At 45.5% G+C, this 22,670-nt stretch carries 22 protein-coding genes, 2 tRNA genes, 1 rRNA gene and 1 other annotated feature; all 25 genes read left to right on the forward strand.

Annotation, left to right across the window (positions count from 1 at the left end; all coding sequences use genetic code 11):
- Window positions 1-17: 17 nt before the first annotated feature.
- Window positions 18-986 (forward strand): rod shape-determining protein MreC, encoded by a 969-nt coding sequence (gene mreC / locus H509_RS0101850; RefSeq protein WP_211234296.1) that lies wholly within the window; start codon window positions 18-20, stop codon window positions 984-986.
- Window positions 986-1,513: a rod shape-determining protein MreD gene (mreD, locus tag H509_RS0101855; RefSeq protein ID WP_028543578.1), complete on the forward strand. Its 528-nt coding sequence runs from the start codon at window positions 986-988 to the stop codon at window positions 1,511-1,513. The genes mreC and mreD overlap by 1 nt, the downstream gene beginning before the upstream one ends.
- Before the next feature lie 118 nt (window positions 1,514-1,631).
- Window positions 1,632-2,288, forward strand: a complete 657-nt coding sequence (gene minC, locus H509_RS0101860; protein ID WP_028543579.1) for a septum site-determining protein MinC — start codon at window positions 1,632-1,634, stop codon at window positions 2,286-2,288.
- Window positions 2,289-2,292: 4 nt separating this feature from the next.
- Complete coding sequence (gene minD / locus H509_RS0101865; protein WP_028543580.1) at window positions 2,293-3,087, forward strand: septum site-determining protein MinD; 795 nt, start codon at window positions 2,293-2,295, stop codon at window positions 3,085-3,087.
- Window positions 3,088-3,094: 7 nt separating this feature from the next.
- Window positions 3,095-4,243 (forward strand): FtsW/RodA/SpoVE family cell cycle protein, encoded by a 1,149-nt coding sequence (locus H509_RS0101870; protein ID WP_028543581.1) that lies wholly within the window; start codon window positions 3,095-3,097, stop codon window positions 4,241-4,243.
- A gap of 194 nt (window positions 4,244-4,437) precedes the next feature.
- Window positions 4,438-5,355: a M23 family metallopeptidase gene (locus H509_RS0101875; RefSeq protein WP_028543582.1), complete on the forward strand. Its 918-nt coding sequence runs from the start codon at window positions 4,438-4,440 to the stop codon at window positions 5,353-5,355.
- Window positions 5,348-6,208, forward strand: a complete 861-nt coding sequence (locus tag H509_RS0101880; RefSeq protein ID WP_028543583.1) for a M50 family metallopeptidase — start codon at window positions 5,348-5,350, stop codon at window positions 6,206-6,208. Before H509_RS0101875 ends, H509_RS0101880 begins: the two co-directional genes overlap by 8 nt.
- Before the next feature lie 143 nt (window positions 6,209-6,351).
- Complete coding sequence (locus H509_RS0101885; RefSeq protein WP_028543584.1) at window positions 6,352-7,599, forward strand: Rne/Rng family ribonuclease; 1,248 nt, start codon at window positions 6,352-6,354, stop codon at window positions 7,597-7,599.
- Window positions 7,600-7,676: 77 nt separating this feature from the next.
- Window positions 7,677-7,760, forward strand: a sequence feature (ribosomal protein L21 leader region).
- Window positions 7,761-7,774: 14 nt separating this feature from the next.
- Window positions 7,775-8,086, forward strand: a complete 312-nt coding sequence (gene rplU, locus H509_RS0101890; RefSeq protein WP_028543585.1) for a 50S ribosomal protein L21 — start codon at window positions 7,775-7,777, stop codon at window positions 8,084-8,086.
- 11 nt (window positions 8,087-8,097) lie between these two features.
- Window positions 8,098-8,427 carry a ribosomal-processing cysteine protease Prp gene (locus H509_RS0101895; RefSeq protein ID WP_028543586.1) on the forward strand — a complete coding sequence of 110 codons (330 nt, stop codon included), beginning with the start codon at window positions 8,098-8,100 and terminating at the stop codon, window positions 8,425-8,427.
- 23 nt (window positions 8,428-8,450) lie between these two features.
- Window positions 8,451-8,762: a 50S ribosomal protein L27 gene (rpmA, locus tag H509_RS0101900; RefSeq protein ID WP_028543587.1), complete on the forward strand. Its 312-nt coding sequence runs from the start codon at window positions 8,451-8,453 to the stop codon at window positions 8,760-8,762.
- Between the two features lie 208 nt (window positions 8,763-8,970).
- Entirely contained in the window at window positions 8,971-9,729 is a 759-nt protein-coding gene (locus tag H509_RS0101905; RefSeq protein WP_245595967.1) for a Spo0B domain-containing protein, read from the forward strand.
- Between the two features lie 11 nt (window positions 9,730-9,740).
- Complete coding sequence (obgE, locus tag H509_RS0101910) at window positions 9,741-11,051, forward strand: GTPase ObgE (protein ID WP_028543589.1); 1,311 nt, start codon at window positions 9,741-9,743, stop codon at window positions 11,049-11,051.
- 162 nt (window positions 11,052-11,213) lie between these two features.
- Complete coding sequence (locus H509_RS0101915) at window positions 11,214-12,191, forward strand: aldo/keto reductase (RefSeq protein ID WP_028543590.1); 978 nt, start codon at window positions 11,214-11,216, stop codon at window positions 12,189-12,191.
- A 251-nt stretch (window positions 12,192-12,442) separates the two neighbouring features.
- Window positions 12,443-12,880 carry an ACT domain-containing protein gene (locus H509_RS0101920; protein WP_028543591.1) on the forward strand — a complete coding sequence of 146 codons (438 nt, stop codon included), beginning with the start codon at window positions 12,443-12,445 and terminating at the stop codon, window positions 12,878-12,880.
- A 38-nt stretch (window positions 12,881-12,918) separates the two neighbouring features.
- The gene (locus H509_RS0101925) at window positions 12,919-14,205 is read left to right on the forward strand and encodes a homoserine dehydrogenase (RefSeq protein WP_028543592.1); all 1,287 of its coding nucleotides are present in this window, start codon (window positions 12,919-12,921) and stop codon (window positions 14,203-14,205) included.
- Window positions 14,206-14,272: 67 nt separating this feature from the next.
- Window positions 14,273-15,337: a threonine synthase gene (thrC, locus tag H509_RS0101930; RefSeq protein WP_028543593.1), complete on the forward strand. Its 1,065-nt coding sequence runs from the start codon at window positions 14,273-14,275 to the stop codon at window positions 15,335-15,337.
- Between the two features lie 2 nt (window positions 15,338-15,339).
- Window positions 15,340-16,308, forward strand: a complete 969-nt coding sequence (thrB, locus tag H509_RS0101935; RefSeq protein WP_028543594.1) for a homoserine kinase — start codon at window positions 15,340-15,342, stop codon at window positions 16,306-16,308.
- 46 nt (window positions 16,309-16,354) lie between these two features.
- On the forward strand, window positions 16,355-17,236 hold the full coding sequence (gene pheA, locus H509_RS0101940) for a prephenate dehydratase (RefSeq protein WP_028543595.1): 882 nt from the start codon (window positions 16,355-16,357) through the stop codon (window positions 17,234-17,236).
- Between the two features lie 2 nt (window positions 17,237-17,238).
- A complete protein-coding gene (gene ilvE, locus H509_RS0101945; RefSeq protein ID WP_028543596.1) occupies window positions 17,239-18,117 on the forward strand; it encodes a branched-chain-amino-acid transaminase in 879 nt (292 codons plus the stop codon).
- Window positions 18,118-18,349: 232 nt separating this feature from the next.
- Window positions 18,350-20,080 (forward strand): LysM peptidoglycan-binding domain-containing protein, encoded by a 1,731-nt coding sequence (locus tag H509_RS28290; protein WP_028543597.1) that lies wholly within the window; start codon window positions 18,350-18,352, stop codon window positions 20,078-20,080.
- Window positions 20,081-20,294: 214 nt separating this feature from the next.
- Window positions 20,295-21,284, forward strand: a complete 990-nt coding sequence (locus H509_RS0101955; protein WP_028543598.1) for a hypothetical protein — start codon at window positions 20,295-20,297, stop codon at window positions 21,282-21,284.
- Window positions 21,285-21,560: 276 nt separating this feature from the next.
- Window positions 21,561-21,636: transfer RNA gene (locus H509_RS0101960), tRNA-His, on the forward strand.
- A 16-nt stretch (window positions 21,637-21,652) separates the two neighbouring features.
- Window positions 21,653-21,734, forward strand: a tRNA-Leu gene (locus tag H509_RS0101965).
- 841 nt (window positions 21,735-22,575) lie between these two features.
- Window positions 22,576-22,670, forward strand: a 16S ribosomal RNA gene (locus H509_RS0101970); the annotation flags it as partial.

Genomic DNA, 22,670 nt, shown 5'->3' on the forward strand with positions numbered 1-22,670 from the left:
TCTTTAGGTGATACTATATGGTCTGCGTCAGACACGTTCCACTGACGCTGACCATAATCATAGAACCGGGAACGATACTGCAATACGATGAGAAGGTGTTGACACTGTTTAAGCTGTTAGGCAACAAGCGTTTATTTATATTAATGGCAGGACTTATTCTTTTTATTGCGATTATGGGCTTTACGCTAGGGACGCGGGGGAATGTGTCATGGCCGGAGAAGTTTGTACATGACACCGTTACCTTTGTGCAGCAGATGTTCTATAAGCCAGCGGCAGCCATATCCGGTTTTGTTGATGATGTCTCCAACTTAAAGAAGACGTATGAAGAGAATGAACGGCTGAAGATTGCGCTAGCCCATTATACGCGGGATAAAGGTTTCTACAATGCAGTAGCCGACAAAAACAAACGTCTGATGGAAGATCTAAAGTTTACCGAACGACAGAAGCAATCTAATCTTCCTTATGATTATCGTATCGCGCAGGTTACATCGATTAACGTTGCAGATCCGTTTAACCAGACACTGAACATTGATTTGGGTGAGAAGGATGGAATCAAGCAGGGGCTGCCCGTGATCGCCGTTGAGGGTGTAGTAGGGATGATTAGCCGCGTTTACGAATTTTCCTCCACTGTTCAGTTGCTTACGAATCTGGACGATTCCTCGCGCTCCATTGCAGCTACTGTACTTGGACAGGAGAAGTCATTTGGTATGATTGAATCGTACGATCATAGCACGGGGACGTTTGTAATGACACGTATTGCAGAGGGGGACCCGCTTAAAGAAGGGGATACCATCGTATCTTCGGGTCTCGGGGGTGTATTCCCTAAAGGACTTATTCTCGGTACCGTTATTAAGCGTGAAGTAGGCGACTTTGGTCTGACATATACAGCTTCTATTAAGCCGGCTGCCACTTATCAGGACTGGCGGGAATTGTTTGTTGTTGTACCGCAAGGCACAGCAGCGGGGAATGAACAGGGGACTCCGTAATGAATCGTAATTGGATGATCTTATTTATGCTGCTCCTGTTCCTTATTGAGGGTGCGTGGTTACCTTTTTTCATACCAGATGAATGGAAAGTACGCATCATTCCACAATTTGTGTTTATCATTGTGCTCTACCATGCCGTTTACAAGCATCGGCATACAGCGCTATTGATGGGTCTCGGCTTCGGCTTGCTTCAGGATATCGTTTATTATGGACAAATGTTAGGTCCGCATACGTTTAGTATGGGATTTCTTGGGTATTTTATAGGGCTCCTGTTCACAACACGGAATACTTCTATGGTTACGATGATGGTGATTGCGGTTATGGGCAGCTTTGCATATCAATCGATTGTGTTTGGTATTTACGCGTTGTTTAGCGTTCAACATCTCACCTTCAAATATGCTTTGATGGAGTATATGCTGCCAAGCCTAATGATTCAACTGCTCTTTGCCTTAATCGTGTATGTTCCTATGCGCAAGTGGTTTGATTCATCACCTGTGAGCAATACTGCCGAGGAAGAAGAAGTCTAAGAGCCGTATCGGAGCATTTTTCCGGACGGCTTCTCTCTTTTTTCTTCCTTGTTTTGTGAAGTTGTGCAGGAACTTGTCTCATTCGTAACGAAAAAGATAACGTTGGGAGGGACGAACGATGACGGCCAAGTCACTGGTGACGATTAAAGGTGTCAAAGACGGTCTCGTGTTCCTGCTTGACGATCAAAGTGATTTTGATAACTTGCTGCGTGATTTGCGCGACAAGCTTGAGCATACACCTCATTTTTTTAATGGACCAATTGTGTATGTCGATGTCAAGTTGGGGGCTCGCTCTGTAAATGACGAGCAAAAGACTGAAATATTAGATGTGTTAAGACAAAGAGGGAACTTGCTCATTCGCTCTCTGCAATCGGATGATGAATCGAAGCAGCAGGAGACAGGCTATCAGATTCATACGATAACGGGAATGATTCGGTCTGGCCAGGTGTTACGTTATGAAGGAAACTTGTTGTTCCTAGGTGACGTGAATCCAGGCGGAATGATTGTGAGCACAGGGGACATCGTCGTATGCGGCGCATTGCGGGGGACAGCCCACGCAGGTGTTGACGGTGAAGTTAACGCAGTTATCGTTGCTTCCTTATTCGCACCTACGCAATTGCGTATCGCGGATGTAATCAGCAGGCCGCCCGATGAATGGGGTATAGCACAGACCCATATGGAATATGCCTATGTTCATAACGGACAGATGCAGATTGATAAAGTATCACATCTTCATCGCATTCGACAGGACCTCAAAATGTTCAAAGGAGTGTAGGATCATGGGAGAGGCAATTGTCGTTACTTCGGGTAAAGGCGGCGTTGGCAAGACCACAACGTCAGCGAATCTAGGCACAGCGCTTGCTTTGCTCGGCAAAAAAGTGTGTATGGTCGATACGGATATCGGACTCCGTAATCTGGATGTAGTCATGGGGCTTGAGAACCGGATCATTTACGATATTTGTGATGTGGCAGATGGCCGCTGTCGCTTGAATCAGGCTTTAGTCAAGGACAAGCGGTTTGATGAACTGTATATGCTGCCAGCGGCACAGACCAAGGATAAACTTGCGGTCTCGCCTGAACAGGTAAAGGATATTGTGTTGGAGCTCAAGAAAGAGTTTGAATATATTATTATCGATTGCCCGGCAGGTATTGAGCAGGGCTTCAAAAATGCCATTGCTGGTGCAGATCATGCAATTGTGGTGACTACGCCGGAAAATGCGGCTGTACGTGATGCAGACCGGATTGTCGGCCTGCTGGAAAGTGCCAATCTGTCCTCACCAAAGCTAGTTGTAAACCGTATCCGGCCTAATATGGTAAAAAGCGGTGACATGCTGGATATCGATGATATTTTGCAGGTGCTTAATATCGATTTGATCGGTATCGTTCCGGACGATGAATTTGTCATCAAGGCTGCTAATTCAGGTGAGCCCACGGTCATGAATCCAGATTCAAAGGCTGCAATCGCTTATCGCAACATTGCGCGTCGAATTTTGGGGGATACGGTCCCACTCATGCCGCTTCATCAGAAAAAAGGGATGATGACCAAGATGAAGAAGTTTTTTGGAATGGGATGATTAAACGTTGCTGAACAAGATTAAGCGAATTGACTGGGTAATTGTCGGGATATTGATTTGTTTTGCGGTGTTCAGTCCGCTCGTTATTCATAGTGCCACTCATGGTGATCCGAATTTCCAAGGATTGGCTTTTAAGACGGTGATCCTTTATGGGATTGGCATCGTTGTCATGTTTGCTGTATCGATATTCGACTACAGATTGCTGCTTAAGTCATGGCCTATTACGATGGGGATTACGATCCTGCTCCTGATCGGTTTATTTTTTGCGGGATCAACATTAAATAATGCTTCGGGCTGGTATCAGCTAGGAATGTTGTCATTCCAACCCGCAGAGCTGGCCAAGATTACGCTAATATTAGCATTGGCGCAATTACTTGGAAGAAGAGGCGGTGACCCGCTATCTTTTACGAGGGATTTACTTCCGATTATCGGTGTAACATTGGTGCCTTTTGCGCTTGTTGTTGTTCAGCCTGACTTGGGAAATGCTGTAATCTATATCGTCATTTTGATTGGGATGTTGTGGATCGGTGGCGTTAAATATCGGCATGTGCTGATTGCGGCAGTATTAGCTGTTGTGATGTTGGTTGGTATTTTCTTTGCGTTTAAGGATTTCAACGACACGACTCGTTATTTCTTTAAAGAAGTTCTTAAGCATGAACAATGGTTTATACGAATCGATACGCTAATTAATCCGCAAGATGCAACTAAGGATGCGAAACACCAATCGGAATATGCCATGATCGCGATCGGTTCCGGAGGGTTGACGGGTGACGGCTACATGCAAGGGGAATTAAAGCGGAGAAGCTTCGTGCCTTATACGTATTCAGATGCCATTTTTGTCGTTATCGGCGAGGAATTTGGATTCCAGGGCGCATCGATTTTGCTGCTGCTATACTTTTTGCTTGTATACAGGATGATTTTAATCGCCTTTCAGTGTTATGACCTGCGCGGGTCATATATGATTATCGGAATCGTATCCATGTTTGTGTTTCAAATATTTGAAAACATTGGAATGATGATCGGTATTATGCCTGTGACAGGAATTACACTGCCATTTATCAGTTACGGGGGAACGTCTCTAGTACTGAATCTGGCCTGTATCGGCATGGTTATGAGTATTCGCATCTATCAAGAGAAATATCAATTGGATACGTAGAAGCGGCTGTAATGCCTCTTCCTTACAGAAGACACTTCGTGCTCACACTGCTTGCAGCAGATAGCCGGAGTGTTATTTTGTTTGTGCAGCTATTTGCTTTTGGCTGCCATTGTTGATCGTGTTCATAACTCCCTTCAGCTTGTCATACATATAGCTACAAGAAGCATGAGGACAAGGGCAGGGGGAGAGATAACATGAAAGCAGATATACGCAAACGCAGACAAGAACGAATTCGTCAGTTAACTTCAGGAGATGCTGAAGCCCCAGAAGTAGTTCGGGGGCGTCCCCATGCATCCCCTGTGCCAACTAAACAGATGGAGTCTGCTGAATTATTCCCACAAACTCTCAGACCGTCGATAGATGGGGTGCCTGTTACTACGACAAATGCGAATACACTTGGCAATTATGAAGAGGATCCTGAAGAGGCTTGGAGATCATCAAGGCAGCAATGGGGAGAACGCTACGGTTGGTATGAAAAGACGGCTCCTCCGACTCGCGGCCGTTTCGTTCGTTCTGTGCGGCTGCAACTGACGGGGGCAGTGCTGCTGTGTGTATGCGCAGCTGCTATATTACGTATTTCTTCCCCATGGACGGAGTCGGCGAGTGTATGGTTGAAAAGCGCGCTCACTCAAGACATGAATATGGCACCAATTGCCGCATGGTATGAAGCAACTTTTGGAGGGTCACCAGCGTTTATTCCTATATGGAACAACCAAGGTGAACTAACACAGGAGATGCATGCCAAGCATCAGCTTGATCGTCCGTTAGAAGGAACGGTAGTGCAGCCTTTTGCCTTGAATCTCAAAGGAATCGAACTTGCATCCAAAACAAGCGATACTAGTGTCCACGCAGCCGCTACAGGCAAAGTCATGGACATTATACGCGACCCTGAAGCAGGCACAACTGTGCTTATTCAGCACACGGACGGTTATATGTCGATATATGGACGACTAGAGGTGTCCCATGTCAACGTAGACGATTGGCTAGAATCAGGTGAGGTGATTGGCTCGATCGGAAACAGCTCCTCTCCGGATCGACCGGCAACGCTGTTCTTTGCGATTAAGAAGAATGGTCAATATGTGGACCCTGCGGATGTGATCGACATTGATTAGATGGGCAGGCACAACTTATTCTGTACATCCATTATTTGTCCTGTTGCTTGCTCTTTCTGCAATTACTGGACACATTTTGGAACTGATCACATTGTTTTCTATCGTACTCATTCACGAAATGGGACATGTAGTTACAGCTAAATGTCTAGGCTGGACCATTGATGACGTGAAACTGCTGCCATTTGGCGGTGTGGCGGAAACAAAGGATGGCGCCATTGCACCTGCTTGGCAGGAATGTCTGGTTGCAATTGCAGGACCTTTGCAAAACGGTTTTATGATCGCGATCGCTTATGGCTGTTATACGGTGGGCTGGTGGGATGAGACGTGGACTTCATATTTTATTCAGGCGAATACTCTTATCGGTTTATTTAATTTGCTGCCTATTCTTCCGCTGGATGGAGGAAGGATCGTACAAGCGGCCTGCGGCAGGTGGATCAGCTACTATCGATCACTTGTAGTTGGAGCATGGACGAGTATAGTCAGCAGTGTGCTGCTGGGCATATATGCTCTTGTACCGTTAGCAACAGGTAAAGCGCTTAACTTGAACGTGCTTGTATTGGCTCTATTTTTATTATGGACAAATTGGGTGGATCGTCGTCATATTCATTACCGATTTATTCGGTTTTTAATGAACAGGCCCTTTCGGTTACGAGAATGGGAACGGCGTATTTGCATGGCTCAACCTATTATTGCAGATGGAAAGCGGCCGCTGTCACGTGTGTTAAAGTTGTTGCGTCGGGATATGTATCATCTTGTATACGTGATGGGAAATAACGGTGTAATTCAGCGCGTAATTCCGGAGCAACAAGTAATAGATAGTTACTTTGACCAACATAAGAAAGATGCGGGATGATCGGGAACTGGCAGTGTTATTCAAGCAAAGCGTTTCATCATTTATTTTATAGACGAACTTGGGTCGTTCCATAAACCGACATGTCCAACGCTTCCTTCTTCATGTTACAATGGGAGATGACGCGCTTGAGTAGAGGTGATGCCATGAAACAAATAATCGTTCATTGTGAGGAACGAGTGACGCAAATGGCGTTGTTAGAGCAAGGACGACTGAGAGAATTTGCAGTTGAACGCGCCGCGGGAACTATGATCGTCGGCAGCTTTTACAAAGGTCGCGTTGTGAATGTGCTTCCAGGCATGCAAGCAGCATTTGTGGATATCGGACAAAAGAAGAACGCATTCTTATACGTAGACGATTGCTTGCATCCTCATTTAGAGAAGCAGCCTAAACAAAAACCTCCGATTACAAGTTTACTTCGTGTTGGGCAAGAACTCATCGTACAAGTGATGAAGGAACCCCTTGGCGGCAAAGGTGCCAGAGTGACGACGCACTATTCTTTGCCGGGCCGTTTCGTCGTGTATATGCCGAGTGCGGACTATGTTGGTGTATCCAAGAAGATTGAGCAAGATTCAGAACGGAATCGATTAAAGCATCTTGGTGATGCGCTTCGCAAAGACGAAGAAGGTATTATTATACGTACAGTAGCTCAAGGGGAAAGTGCTGAAACATTGGAAACGGATATTCAGTCTTTACGTGAGCAGTGGAGCCGGATACAAGCCGGGGCACTCCATGCTGATGTGCCATCGTTATTGCACCATGACTTAAATATGGTAGAGCGTCTAATACGGGATACGTTTTCGCATGATGTAGATGAACTGTTAATTGATGACGAACAGCAGGCGAAACAAGTTATATCTTATGTTCGTACATTTGATGCAGGACTAGGCGAACGTGTTCGAGTATACCGTGAACGGGAACCGATTTTCAAAAGATATCGTGTTGCTGAGCAGTTAGACCGTGCTTTTATGCGCAAAATCTGGCTGCATAGTGGAGGATATCTCGTTTGGGATCACACCGAGGCGCTAACCGTCGTAGACGTAAACACAGGCAAATATACAGGGACGAGCCATTTAGAGGAAACGGTGTATTTAACTAATATGGAAGCGGCTGAAGAAATTGCGCGTCTTATCCGTTTGAGAGACGTCGGGGGCATTATTATTGTTGATTTTATTGACATGGAATCTGAAGAGCATCGTCAGCAGGTCGTGCAGCAACTTGAGCAGACGATGAAGAAAGATCGTACCAAATGCCTCGTTGTAGGTTGGACTAAGCTTGGTTTGTTAGAGCTTACAAGGAAGAAAGTGCGTGATCATGTCATGAATCGCCTGTACACAAGTTGTCCAACCTGTGAAGGGACGGGCAAGAAGCAAGCATCACTTCCGCCTCTGTAATTGAGAAATTATTATATTGATTTCCGTTGGAAGGTATGTTAGAATCATCAGGTATGTGTCTAGTATTCGTTGCTGCACACATGCTGTAACCGCTCGGAACGGGTACATAAGTATAGCGGCTTTAGCCGTTATCACCTGATTAGGCGAGTCTGAGACATGAGGAGGTGCAACACAAATGTACGCAATTATCGAAACAGGTGGCAAGCAGTACAAAGTTCAACAAGGCGATGTATTATACATCGAGAAGTTGGATACTGCTGAAGGCGAGAACGTAACATTCGACCGTGTATTGGCAGTGTCCAAAGACGGAGGTCTCGTTACTGGCGCTCCAGTGGTAGAAGGTGCAGCTGTTACGGCGAAAGTTGAAAAGCATGGAAAAGGCGCGAAAATTATCGTGTACAAGTACAAAGCTAAAAAGAACTACCGTCGTAAGCAAGGCCATCGTCAACCTTACACAAAAGTGACAATCGAGAGCATCAAAGCATAAGAGGTGCGGGTATGATACGCGTATCTATACGACGTAAGTCGGACGGGATAATCGACAGCTTTAAGACTTGGGGCCATGCGAATTTTGCTCCTCACGGAGAGGATATCGTATGTGCTGGAGTATCAGCTGTGACGGTAGGTACCGTTAATGCTATTGAAGCACTGACAGGTATTAAGCTGAAGTGCAAGATGAAGGACGGCTTTCTCAGTGGGCAAGTACCCGAAGTTAAAGATGTTCGGAAATCGGAGCAAGTTCAGCTGCTGTTGGAATCGATGATCATTAGTTTGAACACAATTGAAGATTCATACGGAACGTATCTTCAAATACAAGATTTGCAATGAACAAGGAAAAGGAGGTTGACATCATGTTGAAATTGAACCTTCAGTTGTTCGCATCCAAAAAAGGTGTAGGTTCCACAAAGAACGGACGGGATTCCCATTCCAAACGTCTTGGTGCGAAACGTGCAGACGGTCAAGCAGTTACCGCAGGCAGCATTTTGGTGCGTCAACGCGGAACGAAGATTCACCCAGGTAACAACGTTGGTATCGGTAAAGACGATACGCTGTTCGCGAAAGTGGAAGGCGTCGTTAAGTTCGAACGTTGGGGTCGCGATCGTAAGAAAGTGAGCGTCTACCCAGTAGTAGTTGCAGAAGTTGCAGCAGCTGTGGAAGCATAAGACGTTTCCTGTAAACCCTCGGCATGATGCCGGGGGTTTTTTAATAATTTAATAACAAACTTCGTTAATTTTGATCAGCAAGTTCAGGTGTAATGGCGGCAAGACAAGCTTCATGACGTAGGCAGCATTTTTGGACGGTTCCGCCAAGACATGTTATACTTACTGGTGGAGTTTGTACATATTTTGGAAATGGGGCGAGGAGCATATCATGAGGAGAACCTTTATGGTGCAAGCGATCAGTTCCCTTATGGGGCTGGGATGCGCAATTGCACTTATCGGTTGGGATATGTCGCTGCTGTGGCGTATAATCACTGCTCTGCTACTCATCATAAGTATATGCGCGGGCGTCATGAGTTATTATGGGGAACGATTGCATCAGCATGAGCGATTGATCCGCTCGGCACAACTAAGTGCTCTTGAGCTGATGAATCATCAACGACACGATTGGATGAATGATCTTCAGTTGCTTTACGGATATGTAAGGCTGAACAAAATTGATAAATTGCCACAGTGTGTGGAAACGATAAAGGCGAGGATGATGGAAGAAAGCCGTATCACAAAGCTTGGTTTTCCTGAATTAATCCTGTTTCTACTACAGAACCGTGTCTCAGGTGGTACGATGCCACTTCGGATTCAGTTATCAGAGCAAATTGAGCTAGACCAGATTGGTTTGCCGATAGGTGGTGACCAACTGACGGAGCTAATCATTCAGATCGTACAGACGTTTAGACTTGCGCCAAAACAGAACGATGAAATAATAGAGCTGCAACTACAGCTGATTCATCAATCCAATGAGCTTATTATTCGTTGTGAGTATGAAGGAAAACTGCTTCAACCGGACGAAGTGGCACGACAATTAATACAGATGGCAACTGAACGCGGCGTGCGGCTGGAGCAGTTGTCAACGAAGCAGCATGACAACGGTATACACCTGTATCAATGGACAATACCTTGCATGGCAGAATGAGGTGAAGCACCATGTTTGTAGATAAAGCGAAGATTTATGTAAAAGGCGGCGACGGTGGAGATGGTCTCGTAGCGTTCCGTCGAGAGAAATATGTGCCAAACGGAGGGCCGGGCGGCGGTGACGGCGGAAATGGCGGTGACGTCATTTTCCGTGTTGATGAAGGACTGCGGACGTTGGTTGATTTCCGTTATCAGAAGCATTTTAAGGCTCAACGAGGAGAAAAGGGTCGTAACAAGTGTCAGCACGGTGCTAACGCGGACGATATGATTGTACGCGTTCCACCAGGTACAGTTGTTGTGAATGACGATACACAAGAAGTGATTGCAGATTTGACTCGTCACGGTCAAGAAGTGGTCGTAGCAAAGGGTGGACGCGGAGGTCGCGGTAATATTCGCTTTGCGACACCGGCAAACCCTGCCCCAGAAATTGCAGAGCATGGCCAAGAGGGACAAGAGCGTTGGGTCGTGTTGGAGCTTAAAGTTATGGCAGATGTTGGACTGGTTGGATTCCCTAGTGTAGGGAAGTCAACGCTGTTATCGGTGGTCTCGTCTGCCAAGCCTAAGATCGGTGCTTACCACTTTACGACGATTACCCCGAATCTAGGGATGGTTGAAGTAGGAGACGGACGCAGCTTTGCTATGGCGGATCTTCCGGGTCTTATTGAAGGGGCGCACACTGGCATTGGGCTTGGCCATGAGTTTCTGCGTCACGTCGAGCGTACGCGCATTATTATCCACGTCGTGGATATGGCCGGAACTGAAGGTCGAGATCCGTTTGAAGACTGGACGAAAATTAATGACGAGTTAAAGCAGTACAATGCAAAGCTGGCTGAGCGCCCACAGATCGTAGCTGCTAACAAGATGGACATGCCTGAGGCGGAAGCGTATTTGGCAGCTTTCCGTAAACAAGTTCAGGAAGTAATGCCTGATATCGAAATAGTGCCTATTTCATCGCTTACAAGAGAAGGCATACAGGAGCTGCTTTATAAAGCGGTGGAGAAGCTGGATCAACTGCCGACGGAGCCTGAGCTTGAAGCGGTTGCGGAAGTGGAAGAGCGCAAGATTTATCGTATGGAGAAAAAGGATGAGCCACAGTTTACGATCCGCCGCGAAAACGAGACCTATGTCGTTGAAAGTGAAGCGATCGAAAATATGCTGAAACGTCTGCAAATGAATTCTCACGATGCGATCCTGAAGTTTGCTCGCACACTGCGCCGCATGGGAGTAGATGATGAGCTTCGCAAACGTGGGGCGAAGGACGGTACTATTATTCGCATTGCTGACTTCGAATTCGAGTTTGTTGAAGGAAGCAGCTACTATTAATAATGAACGGATGTTTAAACAGCCCTGCACCTTTGTTGGTGTCAGGGCTGTTGTTATGAATTGTAACTTACTCTAGCTGTAAGTGCAGATTTCTACTTGAGTCTTGTATCCGTGTATAATAACTAGGGACAAGGTGAAAATGAACAGGAGGTTCTTATTCCTATGAACACAATTCCTTTACAGCAGCGCGGCCTTGCAGCGAGTCGCCTGATTTTAGGCTGTATGCCATTTGGCGGCAGCTGGGATCGCACGCCAATTACGCAAGCAGATGTATTAAAAGCGGAGCAAGCAGTTGATGCAGCGCTCTCTATTGGCATTAACATGTTTGACCATGCCAATATTTATACAATGGGTAAAGCGGAAGAAACGTTTGGCCGTATTTTAAAAGGAAGACCACAGCTACGGGAGCAAATGGTCATTCAATCCAAGTGTGGTATCCGGTTTGCAGAGGGGGATGTCCCTGGTCGATTTGATTTTTCAAAAGAGCATATATTGTCGGCTGTAGATGCGACGCTAGGACGGTTAGGAATTGATTATTTGGATATTTTGCTTCTGCATCGTCCAGACCCTTTAATGGAACCAGATGAAGTAGCAGCAGCATTTGGCCATTTGAAAGCAGCGGGCAAGGTAAAATATTTTGGTGTATCCAATATGAGTGCGTCTCAGATCAAATTTTTGCAACGTTCGCTTCCGGATCAATTGGCGGTGAATCAGTTAGAGATGAGTCTTGGCCACCTGCATTGGCTAGATCAAGGCGTACATGTGAATCAGCAGGCAGGAGCCAGTGTTAATTTTGCCGAAGGGCTTATGGAATATTGCCAGATGGAACGTATTCAAATTCAAGCTTGGGGACCACTTGCTCAAGGTCGCTTTACTGGCCGCTCGTTAGTGGGGGAACCCGAACATGTGCAGCAGACTGCAAAACGAGTTGAACGGATGGCACAAGAGAAGGAGACAACCCCGGAGGCTATTGTACTGGGTTGGTTAATGAGGCATCCGGCAGGAATTCAGCCGATTATCGGTTCTGCTAATGCAGACCGGATTCTAGCTTGCAAGGCGGCAGAAGAGCAGGCGAGACAGATGTCGAGGGAAGAGTGGTACTCACTCTATGTAAGTGCGCGTGGACAGAACATGCCTTAAAGGCACTGTTGTTATGATGTACATGCTTGGGAACTAGAGTGTTAACAATTTCTTTATAGTTGAAATAAAAGAGAGGCCTTGGAAGCGATTCCGAGGTCTTTTTGTGATAAAAACGTGAAAATTCGCATTTCTTAAGTCGGAATTCGTGTATAATGAATGCTAACTTTGACGAGAGCCTATTGCCATACCTGCTATCATTCGTTATAATGTCCTCTATGTAGGAACAAAAGTCTTTATATGGAGGACTATTCATGGCGGAACGATATTACTTGGTGAGAGAAGACATATTGCCTGAGGCAGTAGTTAAGACCGTGAAAGCGAAGCAGCTACTTGCGGCAGGTGAAGTGAAGACGGTCCATGAAGCGGCGGAACGTGTAGATCTAAGCAGAAGTGCTTTTTATAAATATAAGGACGGTATCTTTCCGTTAAATCAGCTGGAGCGCGAACGAATCGTGACGATTTCAATGGATTTGGACCATCGTTCGGGTATTTTGTCGAAGGTATTAGGATCAGTTGCTAATTTTGAAGGGAATGTGCTCACGATTCATCAGACGATACCACTTCAAGGAATTGCAAATGTAGTCCTGTCAGTGGAAACATCGCTTATTGCGGAGCCTTTTGGTCAAATGCTTGATATGTTGCGCGATATCCCCGGTGTGAAGCGTGTAATGGTAATAGGGCAAGGTTAATAGGCATATCAGGGTCATCAAGAAAGGGAGGAACGTGGATGAAACCAATTAATGTAGGCTTATTAGGATTAGGAACAGTAGGTACAGGTGTTGTTCGAATTGTAGAGGGGCACCAGGAGGATCTAAGCAGTCAGGTGGGGTCCACGATTCACATTCGCAAAGTGCTTGTGAAAGATCCGCTCAAGCAGCGCAACCTCAAGGTGGATGAAGAGCTGCTGACAGAAAATCCGTGGGATGTCATTAATGATCCGGAGATTGACGTTATTGTCGAGGTGATGGGTGGCATTGATCCTACAAAGCAATACATTTTAGAGGCATTGTCTCAAGGTAAGCATGTCGTTACTGCGAATAAGGACTTGATGGCTCTGCATGGTCCTGAAATATTAGAAAAGGCACGTGTGCATAAATGTGATGTTTATTATGAAGCCAGTGTTGCAGGTGGCATTCCAATTATTCGTACGTTGATGGAAGGTTTCTCGTCTGACCGAATCAAAAAGATTATGGGCATCGTCAACGGCACAACCAACTTCATCCTCACGAAGATGAGTCAGGAGGGAGCTGCGTATGCGGATGTGCTAAAGGAGGCGCAGGCGTTAGGTTATGCAGAATCTGATCCAACTTCTGATGTAGAAGGGCTTGATGCTGCGCGCAAAATGGCGATACTCGGAACGCTAGGTTTCCATACAAATGTGGGATTGGAAGATGTAGAAGTTCGAGGCATCTCCCAAGTGAAGAAAGAAGATATCGCATATGCCAAGCGTCTTGGATATGAAATGAAGCTGCTCGGTATTGCAGAACGGCAGGATGACCAAATTAGTGTCGTAGTACAGCCGACTATGGTTAGCACTTCCCATCCGCTAGCATCTGTTAACGGTGTGTATAATGCGGTCTACGTATATGGCGAGGCCGTAGGTGAGACGATGTTTTATGGTCCTGGGGCAGGTGAAATGCCGACAGCTACTTCAGTCGTTGCAGACCTTGTGGCGGTCATTCGTAACATCCGCTTGGGCGTGACGGGACAGACTGCACATCATGTGTATAAGGAGAAGAAGCTGAAATCAGACGACCAGATCGCCTACAAAAATTTCATCCTGTTAGACGTTCATGATAAAGCGGGTGTTCTGGCTCAGATTACGCAAGTATTTGCGGAATTTGATGTCAGTTTGGAGTCGGTGGTGCAGCAGCCTAATCCTCACAATCCGGATGCCGAGATTATTATCATTACACATGAAGCGAATCAGGCCAGTATGAAGAGAGTGTTGGAGCATTTTAAGAGCCTAGATGTAATTAAATCAATCAAAAGTGCTTATCGTGTAGAGGGATAACCTCGTACATGGTGATCGTTATATAGGTTAATTCATTTATTATATATTGGATACGGGGGACTCACGAATGAGATATATGGGCTTGCTGGACACATACAAATCCTATTTGCCGGTTAACGAATCAACACCTTTGATTACGCTGCATGAAGGGAACACCCCTTTGGTGCGTGCGGAGAGATTGTCCCAACAACTTGGCATTGATCTTTATTTTAAATATGAAGGTTTAAATCCGACAGGGTCCTTTAAAGATCGTGGCATGGTGATGGCAGTAGCCAAAGCGATGGAAGAAGGTAGTCGTACCATCATGTGCGCTTCCACAGGTAATACTTCTGCCGCAGCTGCGGCCTATGCCGCTCGTGGTGGATTAAATTGTATTGTGCTTATTCCGAATAACAACATTGCACTCGGGAAATTAGCGCAGGCTATGATTTATGGGGCAAAAGTAATTGCAATCGAAGGTAATTTTGACCGTGCATTGGAAATTGTGCGAGAAATTACAGCAAAGAATCCTATCACTCTCGTTAATTCCGTGAACCCTTACCGCATCGAAGGTCAGAAGACGGCCGCATTTGAAGTGTGCGATCAATTGGGGGATGCGCCAGATGTGTTGGCTATTCCGGTTGGAAATGCTGGCAATATTACAGCATATTGGAAAGGATTCAAACAATATAAAGAAGCAGGAAAGTCCAATAAATTGCCAAAGATGATCGGATTTGAAGCGGAGGGATCGATGGCAATCGTAAAAGGTGAGCCGATTGTTGAGCCGGAAACCGTCGCAACAGCGATTCGGATTGGTAATCCGGCAAGTTGGAAAACGGCTGTTGAAGCAGCGGAACAATCAGCAGGGCAAATTAACTTTGTGACGGATGAGCAGATTTTAGCCGCTTATCAGCTGCTTGCCGCGAAAGAAGGCATATTTGCGGAGCCAGCTTCTGCTGCATCACTTGCTGGTGTGTTAAAGCTGCACGAGGAAGGGTATTTCAAAGGCGGAGAATCGGTCGTGTGCGTATTGACAGGGCATGGCTTAAAGGACCCTAATATAGCGATCAAGACTGCGGCAACTGAGCCATTGGTCGTACCTGACACTGAGGAAGCCGTAATGGAAGCGATTCGACAGCTAGAGGGTGAATAATGATGCTACAGCAACAAGGTGTCTTGGTAAAGGTGCCTGCAAGTACGGCTAATCTCGGACCAGGCTTTGATTCATTAGGTATGGCATTATCGCTGCACTTATGGGTAGGAATGAAGCCCGCAGAGCGCACGCAAGTCAGATTGCACGGGCCTGAGTTGACGGGTATTCCTACAGACGAGACGAATTTAATTGTTCAGATCGCAAAACGTGTTTTTGATGAGGCGGGCGTCCCGATCATACCGCTTGATGTGGACGTATATAGTGAGATTCCGCTGACAAGAGGACTTGGTAGCAGCGCGTCTGCAATTGTAGGTGCGCTCGTAGCAGCCAACGCGTTAATTGGGCATCCTTTGTCGCAGCAGCGACTGTTTGATATGGCAACCACAATTGAACGTCACCCTGATAATGTGGGCGCCTCCTTATACGGCGGCATTATTGTAGCCGCCTGGGACGGGCAGCAGGCCAATGCCATACGTGTGGAGCCTCATAAAGCTTTAGGAACCGTTGTGGCAATACCGCGGTTCCATCTGGAGACGAAGGCGGCAAGGCATGTGCTGCCTAGACAGGTGAGTATGGCGGATGCTGTATATAACATTAGTCGCTCCTCGCTGTTAGTCGCGGCGTTGTGTACGGGAGACTTTGCACAGCTTTCATTTGCGATGAAGGACAAGCTTCATCAGCCTTACCGAGCGCCACTTATTCCAGGTATGTCGAAGCTTTTGGAAGAGGCTGTTCAGCATGGAGCGTATGGCGCTGCGTTAAGTGGGGCGGGGCCAACGCTTATTGCATTTACAAACAAGGAACAAGAGCCTCTAGCATTGGTGATGTTTATGCGGGAAACGTTAGTTCAGCATGGTGTAGAAGCTGACGTGTTTCAACTCTTGCCTTGCTCTGAAGGTGCGTTATGCCTCAATGCGGCGGCAGAAGAAATCAAATCTGTCATCCCATCCACATACAAGGAACATGGTTAATAGCTGTGATAGGGAAACGGAATTAGGAAAAAGGAGTTAGCAGTCCATGGCTCGTATTGCTGTATTACCAGAAGGCAGTGTCTCACATGAGGCTGCTGTGTATTTGCTAGGACAAGGTCATGAATTTGTTCATTATAAATTAATATCCGATGTGTTTAGAGCAACTGCTGATGGCATTACGGAATATAGTGTAATTCCAATCGAGAATACGATCGAAGGCTCGGTTAATCTCCATATGGATTGGCTTGTACATGAAGTGGACTTGCCCTTTCAGGTGGAATGGGCATTCCCGTCCATTCAGAACTTGATTGGACGGCAAGAAGAAGTCGGTCACGACTGGTCTCGTATCCGCAAGGTGTTATCACACCCTGTTGCGATGGCCCAGTGCCTCCAGTTCCTGCGCAACAACTTGCCGCATGTGGAACAAGAGTCCGTGAGCAGCACTTCTGAGGCTGTCCGTATGGTCAAAAATAGCCCTGGTCAAGGTCTGGTTGCAATAGGGACTTTGTTAGGTGCAAAGACACATCAATTAGACGTCCTTGCCGAGCAAGTAACGGACCATGACAACAATTTTACGAGGTTCGTATTGGTGGGCAATCATCCGGTTGTTGCCACTGAGCACGCACGGAGCAAGACAACGATGCTAATTATGATGCCAGAGGATTTTCCGGGAGCGTTGCATCAGGTGTTAGCTGCATTTGCCTGGAGAAAGATCAATTTGTCCCGTATTGAATCCAGACCAACAAAACGTAAATTAGGCAATTATTATTTTTATATGGACATCGAAATGCCGCTAAATGCTGTACTTCTACAGTCAGCTATTGCAGAGATTGAAGCGTTAGGGTTTCAAGTACGCATTTTAGGAAGCTATCCAAGCTATTCCTCTGAGACATGGGTTCATGGGGATTCACTCAACCTGGAGGTGTAACGATGACACAATGGATTTATCTTGATGGTCAATACGTAACAAAAGAAGAGGCTAAAGTTTCTGTATACGATCACGGTTTTTTGTATGGTGACGGTATATTTGAAGGAATCCGCATATATGAAGGCAATATTTTTAAATGCAAGGAGCATTTGGAACGTTTATACGATTCTGCGAAGTCCATTATGTTGAATATTCCGCTTACAATAGAGGATATGCAACACGTTCTGGTGGAAACGATTCGCCGCAATGAATTGCGGGATGGTTATATTCGGCTAATTGTATCGCGTGGTGCTGGCAATTTGGGCCTGGATCCACTTCGCTGTCCTAAAGCGAGTGTTATTATTATCGTCGAGCAGTTGGCGATTTACCCAGAAGAAGCATACCAAAACGGGTTGCGTACTGTATCGGTTTCGCAGCGCCGCAACATTCCGGATGCGTTAAATCCGAAAATTAAATCATTAAATTATTTAAATAACATATTGGTTAAAATACAAGCAAATCTGGCAGATGTCGGTGAAGCGATTATGCTGAACACTCAAGGTTATGTTGCGGAGGGTTCTAGTGATAACATCTTTATAATCAAGAAAGGGGTTGTCTATACACCTCCTTGTTATTTGGGTGCTTTGGAAGGGATTACGCGGAATACGATTATCGACCTTTGTGCGGAGCTTGGTTATAAGTTAAAAGAAGAGCCGTTTACGCTGCATGATGTGTATGTAGCGGATGAGGTGTTCTTTACGGGAACAGCGGCAGAGGTTATAGCCGTTCGTGAAGTGGACGGTCGTACCGTAGGGAATGGGCAAGCAGGTCCAATTACGCTGCAGCTGCTGAAACGATTCCGTGAAGTTGTACCTCAAGATGGCGTTAAAGTATACGAATAACGAATGATGGTAATTAGAATAAGTAGTATGTGGTGCTCTTTGGCGCTGATGGAGATCCTCCCGTAAGTAGACGGGAGGATTTTTTTGTGTAAAAGGATGTCAAAAGCCTAGAAAGCGCATAGGATGTATTAATTGATATGCGGGCGAATGTCCAGGATGAAGAGACAAAGGGCAAGTGCGAATGCTTTCGAAGCGAGTTTTGCTTCGTATAACTTTTAGGAGGTTACAACTCGTGAAAATTCATATCGTAAAAAAAGGCGAATCTCTTTATTCGTTATCTCAGAAGTATGGGGTATCTTTAGATACACTCATTTCGATGAACCCACAACTGAGCGATCCGAACAAGCTGGATGTAGGGATGAAAGTTAAAGTTCCATCTACGGTACATTCGACGGGTGGTTATGAAATCGTTCATAAGCATGTCGTAAAAGAAGGCGACACGATGTGGAAGTTAGCGAAGGCGTGGGGGATTCCACTACAAGCGATGATAGCAGCGAATCCGCAGCTCAAAAACCCAAATGTATTTCTCATCGGGCAGGTCGTTAATATTCCGAAGGTGACCACAGAACAATTACAAGCACAAGGGCAACTAGAAAATCATTCGAATGAACAAGGCAGTGTCGGGTTACAATCAGGCAAAGGTGGTGTGTTACCTGGCAACAAGGCTGCTGCCACGTCTCCGAAGCCAAAGCATGAATTGCTGAAACCAAAGGCTGAAGTTACGCAGCCTCAGGCTCCACCAGTTGTTCCGCCGACACCAGTAGCTCCAGCTAAGCCAAGCGCTCCGGCCCCAAGCGTTACGCCGCAAGCAAAAGCAAAGCCGGCAGCGCCGACACCGATCTCGCCAAGCGCGAAGGGATCAAACCAAGCGCCGACACCGATCTCGCCAAGCGCGAAGGGATCAAACCAAGCGCCGACACCGATCTCGCCAAGCGCGAAAGGATCAAACCAAGCGCCGACACCGATCTCGCCAAGCGCCAAAGGATCAAACCAAGCGCCGACACCGATCTCGCCAAGCGCAAAGGGATCAAACCAAGCGCCGACACCGATCTCGCCAAGCGCAAAGGGATCAAACCAAGCGCCGACACCGATCTCGCCAAGCGCAAAGGGATCAAACCAAGCGCCGACACCAATCTTGCCAAGCGCAAAAGGATCAAATTCAGCGCCAGCACCTTTTGCAGCAAATGCTAGCGTACTTACCCCATCATCGTTCCCTGCTTCTCAACCACAGCATGTTGATAACGGAGGAATGGGACTAACATATGAACAATTTACAGTGCAGTACCCGATGACGCCAGTACCTTGCAACCCATACAATTTCTATCCAACAGATGTGCATCCTTCGATGACTTGCGGACCCGCAGTTATGCACGGATACCCGGGTTCTGTAGGAGGGATTGGGAATGCCGTTCCAGGATACATGCCTACTGGGATGCCAGCCGGCGGACCGTCAGGGATTTGTGAGCCTAATTATCAGCCGTATGATTGCTACAATCCTTACGCTGCACCTGTCTTGCCAGCACATGCCGTCATAGAACCGGCTAATCCGTTAATGACTGCACATATCCAAAGTGTTCAAAGTACCCCACTTCCATATCAACCGGTCTATTCTGTGCCGGATGCGGGCCAATGGTATGGTCATGGTGTGAACCCTGAGCAAACTTACATGCCCTACGGGAATGCTTCTGCAAATGGGAACCAACCTGAATTAAGCCCATACTCGCAGCATAACAATCAGGCGTATCAGTCAGCAGCAGGTGGAGTTCCTCGTCAAGAGGACGATGGCGTCTGGGGTGTAGACCATCCATCAGTTGCTGTAGAGTCTGGCGCAGCAACGTCCACAAAGAAAAAAACAACCAAGAAAGAGTACAAAGCAACTAAAAAGAAAGCAAAAGTAAGAAGTGTAGAAACGAGTAGTGGAAGCAGATCAAGAAAACAAAGCACACCGTGGATTAATGGTTAAATAAAATGCGAGGTCAGTCCAGTCAGCCGGATGTTTCGGTTGCAGTGACTGGCCTTTTTATGTGACGAATGAAGTCTATGGTTTCTTGAAACTATTAAATTTGTCTTAATTTTTATTAATAGAATGTTTTGTGGTTTTTTTCCATTGATTCATCTAACCTAATAAAAGGAGCACTTGTACACATACAACTATAGAAACCATAGGAGGAATTATAATGAACTTGAAAAAAACAATAATGGTGACGATGATTATATCCAGCTTGTGTATGACTTTGGCAGGTCCGATCTCAGTAAAAGCAGTGTCGGCAAACGAACAGCAGCAAAAAGTAGAGGTCAAAAAAATTAATATAGACAAGAAGCTCGCTGCCAAGCTGCAAAAAGCAGTAGAGCAATATGCGGGCAAAGCCGTCAAGCTTGAGAATGTAGGTACGTCTGAAGGTGAAAATTTAGCTATAGTTCAATCAACAGATGGAAAATACGGGGTTGAGTTTGCACCGAATACACAAAAAATATGGAATGTTTTTGAGAAGATCAAACTTAACAAGGTCAGCAAAAAAGTACAAGACGAAACTTTAAAATATTTAAAAAAGGCGTATTCCAATAAAAAATACGTTTTTAATGATGAGGCGGTCAAGATAAAGTTCTATAATAACAGTAAGAGCAATATAAGTAACGATTATGTCATGTATATTTTGGATGGAAAAGACTTCAATGCAAATGTTAGAACGAATCCTGCTGATCAAGGAGTGAGTGTCCAAGCAACGATTCAAGTGGACAAGCAGAGCCTAGATTCTAAAATGCTAAAAACAGCACAAGAGGCGATCCAAGCAGGGTTTGATCATCAATTTGATGTGAAAAAGGCGCGTCTTGAAAGTGAATGGACACAGCGCGAGTGGATACTTCAAGATGACACGGCGACCGTTTATGTGCTTAACGGGAAACCCGTTAGTATTATTAATGAGCTGGGGAATAAAGTGACTACAAGCAAAGAACTGACTGAAAAAGAGGTCAAAGAAGCGATTGCGCCGTTGGCGAAGCAAGTATTTAATATAGACATTTCAGGTTATACCGTAAAATGGGACAGCTTATTTAAAGATTACCGATTTATCGATAAAGGGCAAGTTACGGTGGTCAGAGCAGCATTGGATGCCGACAAAAACCTAGTTTATCTTAAAACAGGGAGCAGAGCGGCCGCGGGAAATTAGATAATTACTTTATACAGCTCGCGAAGTGATGCGTGTCAACGATGTTACTTAACAGCGTAAATCAGTAGACCGTATGAACTGGCTCATTAATTGTAGTCGTATACAGCATTAATGAGTTAGTTCATATTATGCTAATAGGAGCATTACAAAGTAATACTGTGGTCGTATACTATATATGTAATAAATTGTGTATTGCAAAAAGTAGTCATCTCCTTTATATTTTAATACCTAGAGACCAAATCAGAAGGTAAAGCTTCTGATTAACTAGCTCATATGGCGGTCGTGGCGAAGTGGTTAACGCATCGGATTGTGGCTCCGAGATTCGGGGGTTCGATTCCCCTCGATCGCCCCATTTTATTTCATTCTGTGCCGATGTGGTGGAATTGGCAGACACGCCGCACTCAAAATGCGGTGCCGAGAGGCTTGCCGGTTCGAGTCCGGCCATCGGTATTCTAAAGTAGGTTGTAATGAAGCACTATGGAGTGGTTAGCATTTCATAAGTTACTTTCTTTATACCCTCTGAAAGCGACGATAGAATCAAGCATTTATACAATGTTTGATTCTACCGTCGCTTTTTTAGTTTTATTTAAGCGTGTAAGGACACTTTTTGTTTTCCGTTTATTTATAAAGTTTCCCTATCTGCGTATCATTCTTTTTATCTATTAACCTGTATGCTATTTCGAATCATGATAAGAAGCTTCAGTTGAGAGAAGCAGGTTGTTATGTTGTGAACCTCTTCATGAAGGAGGTAGGGGGCAGGACAGTATATTTTAAGCAGCAGAATGAATGTGACTAGATATCATTTAAAATGGTTGAAAATAGAAGCAGCTAATCCGTTCAGATTTGTATCTACTATTAATAGAGAATGCGTGAAGTGAGTTGGATTGATAGGCTTGTATGAGCATTATAACTGTTGTATAAATTATTTTGATAAAAGGGTTGCAATTAAAAGCAACGTTATGGTATATTCTAATTCCTGCTTCGTTAAGAGGTTGGAAACAAGAAAAAGAAGAAAATAACTTTTTAAAAAAGATGTTGACTTCTCTTGAAAGACATGATATATTATAAAAGTTGCCGCTGACAATGCGGTGAAGAAAAGAAAGTAACTGACAATTGTTCCTTGAAAACTGAACAACGAGCAACGTTGAATGAAGGACATGACTTCGGTCATGAAGCACATTTAACGGGAATGTTAAGAATCACGAGATTTATCTCGTCAGCAATACAATGAGCAAGTCAAACACTTGAGTGAAATTTGATCACAATCTTTGATTGTGTAGCGAAATTCGCTTTAATGGAGAGTTTGATCCTGGCTCAGGACGAACGCTGGCGGCGTGCCTAATACATGCAAGTCGAGCGGAGTTGATGAGGTGCTTGCACCTCTGA

Source organism: Paenibacillus taiwanensis DSM 18679, from assembly GCF_000425125.1.
Lineage (GTDB): Bacteria > Bacillota > Bacilli > Paenibacillales > Paenibacillaceae > Paenibacillus_B > Paenibacillus_B taiwanensis.

Bases quoted from the DNA above. Each gene is read 5' to 3' on its own strand.
- mreC (WP_211234296.1), top strand. From the start codon at position 18: ATGGTCTGCGTCAGACACGTTCCACTGACGCTGACCATAATCATAGAA.
- mreD (WP_028543578.1), top strand. From the start codon at position 986: ATGAATCGTAATTGGATGATCTTATTTATGCTGCTCCTGTTCCTTATT.
- minC (WP_028543579.1), top strand. From the start codon at position 1,632: ATGACGGCCAAGTCACTGGTGACGATTAAAGGTGTCAAAGACGGTCTC.
- minD (WP_028543580.1), top strand. From the start codon at position 2,293: ATGGGAGAGGCAATTGTCGTTACTTCGGGTAAAGGCGGCGTTGGCAAG.
- H509_RS0101875 (WP_028543582.1), top strand. From the start codon at position 4,438: ATGAAAGCAGATATACGCAAACGCAGACAAGAACGAATTCGTCAGTTA.
- H509_RS0101885 (WP_028543584.1), top strand. From the start codon at position 6,352: ATGAAACAAATAATCGTTCATTGTGAGGAACGAGTGACGCAAATGGCG.
- rplU (WP_028543585.1), top strand. From the start codon at position 7,775: ATGTACGCAATTATCGAAACAGGTGGCAAGCAGTACAAAGTTCAACAA.
- H509_RS0101895 (WP_028543586.1), top strand. From the start codon at position 8,098: ATGATACGCGTATCTATACGACGTAAGTCGGACGGGATAATCGACAGC.
- rpmA (WP_028543587.1), top strand. From the start codon at position 8,451: ATGTTGAAATTGAACCTTCAGTTGTTCGCATCCAAAAAAGGTGTAGGT.
- H509_RS0101905 (WP_245595967.1), top strand. From the start codon at position 8,971: ATGAGGAGAACCTTTATGGTGCAAGCGATCAGTTCCCTTATGGGGCTG.
- obgE (WP_028543589.1), top strand. From the start codon at position 9,741: ATGTTTGTAGATAAAGCGAAGATTTATGTAAAAGGCGGCGACGGTGGA.
- H509_RS0101915 (WP_028543590.1), top strand. From the start codon at position 11,214: ATGAACACAATTCCTTTACAGCAGCGCGGCCTTGCAGCGAGTCGCCTG.
- H509_RS0101920 (WP_028543591.1), top strand. From the start codon at position 12,443: ATGGCGGAACGATATTACTTGGTGAGAGAAGACATATTGCCTGAGGCA.
- H509_RS0101925 (WP_028543592.1), top strand. From the start codon at position 12,919: ATGAAACCAATTAATGTAGGCTTATTAGGATTAGGAACAGTAGGTACA.
- thrC (WP_028543593.1), top strand. From the start codon at position 14,273: ATGAGATATATGGGCTTGCTGGACACATACAAATCCTATTTGCCGGTT.
- thrB (WP_028543594.1), top strand. From the start codon at position 15,340: ATGCTACAGCAACAAGGTGTCTTGGTAAAGGTGCCTGCAAGTACGGCT.
- pheA (WP_028543595.1), top strand. From the start codon at position 16,355: ATGGCTCGTATTGCTGTATTACCAGAAGGCAGTGTCTCACATGAGGCT.
- ilvE (WP_028543596.1), top strand. From the start codon at position 17,239: ATGACACAATGGATTTATCTTGATGGTCAATACGTAACAAAAGAAGAG.
- H509_RS0101955 (WP_028543598.1), top strand. From the start codon at position 20,295: ATGAACTTGAAAAAAACAATAATGGTGACGATGATTATATCCAGCTTG.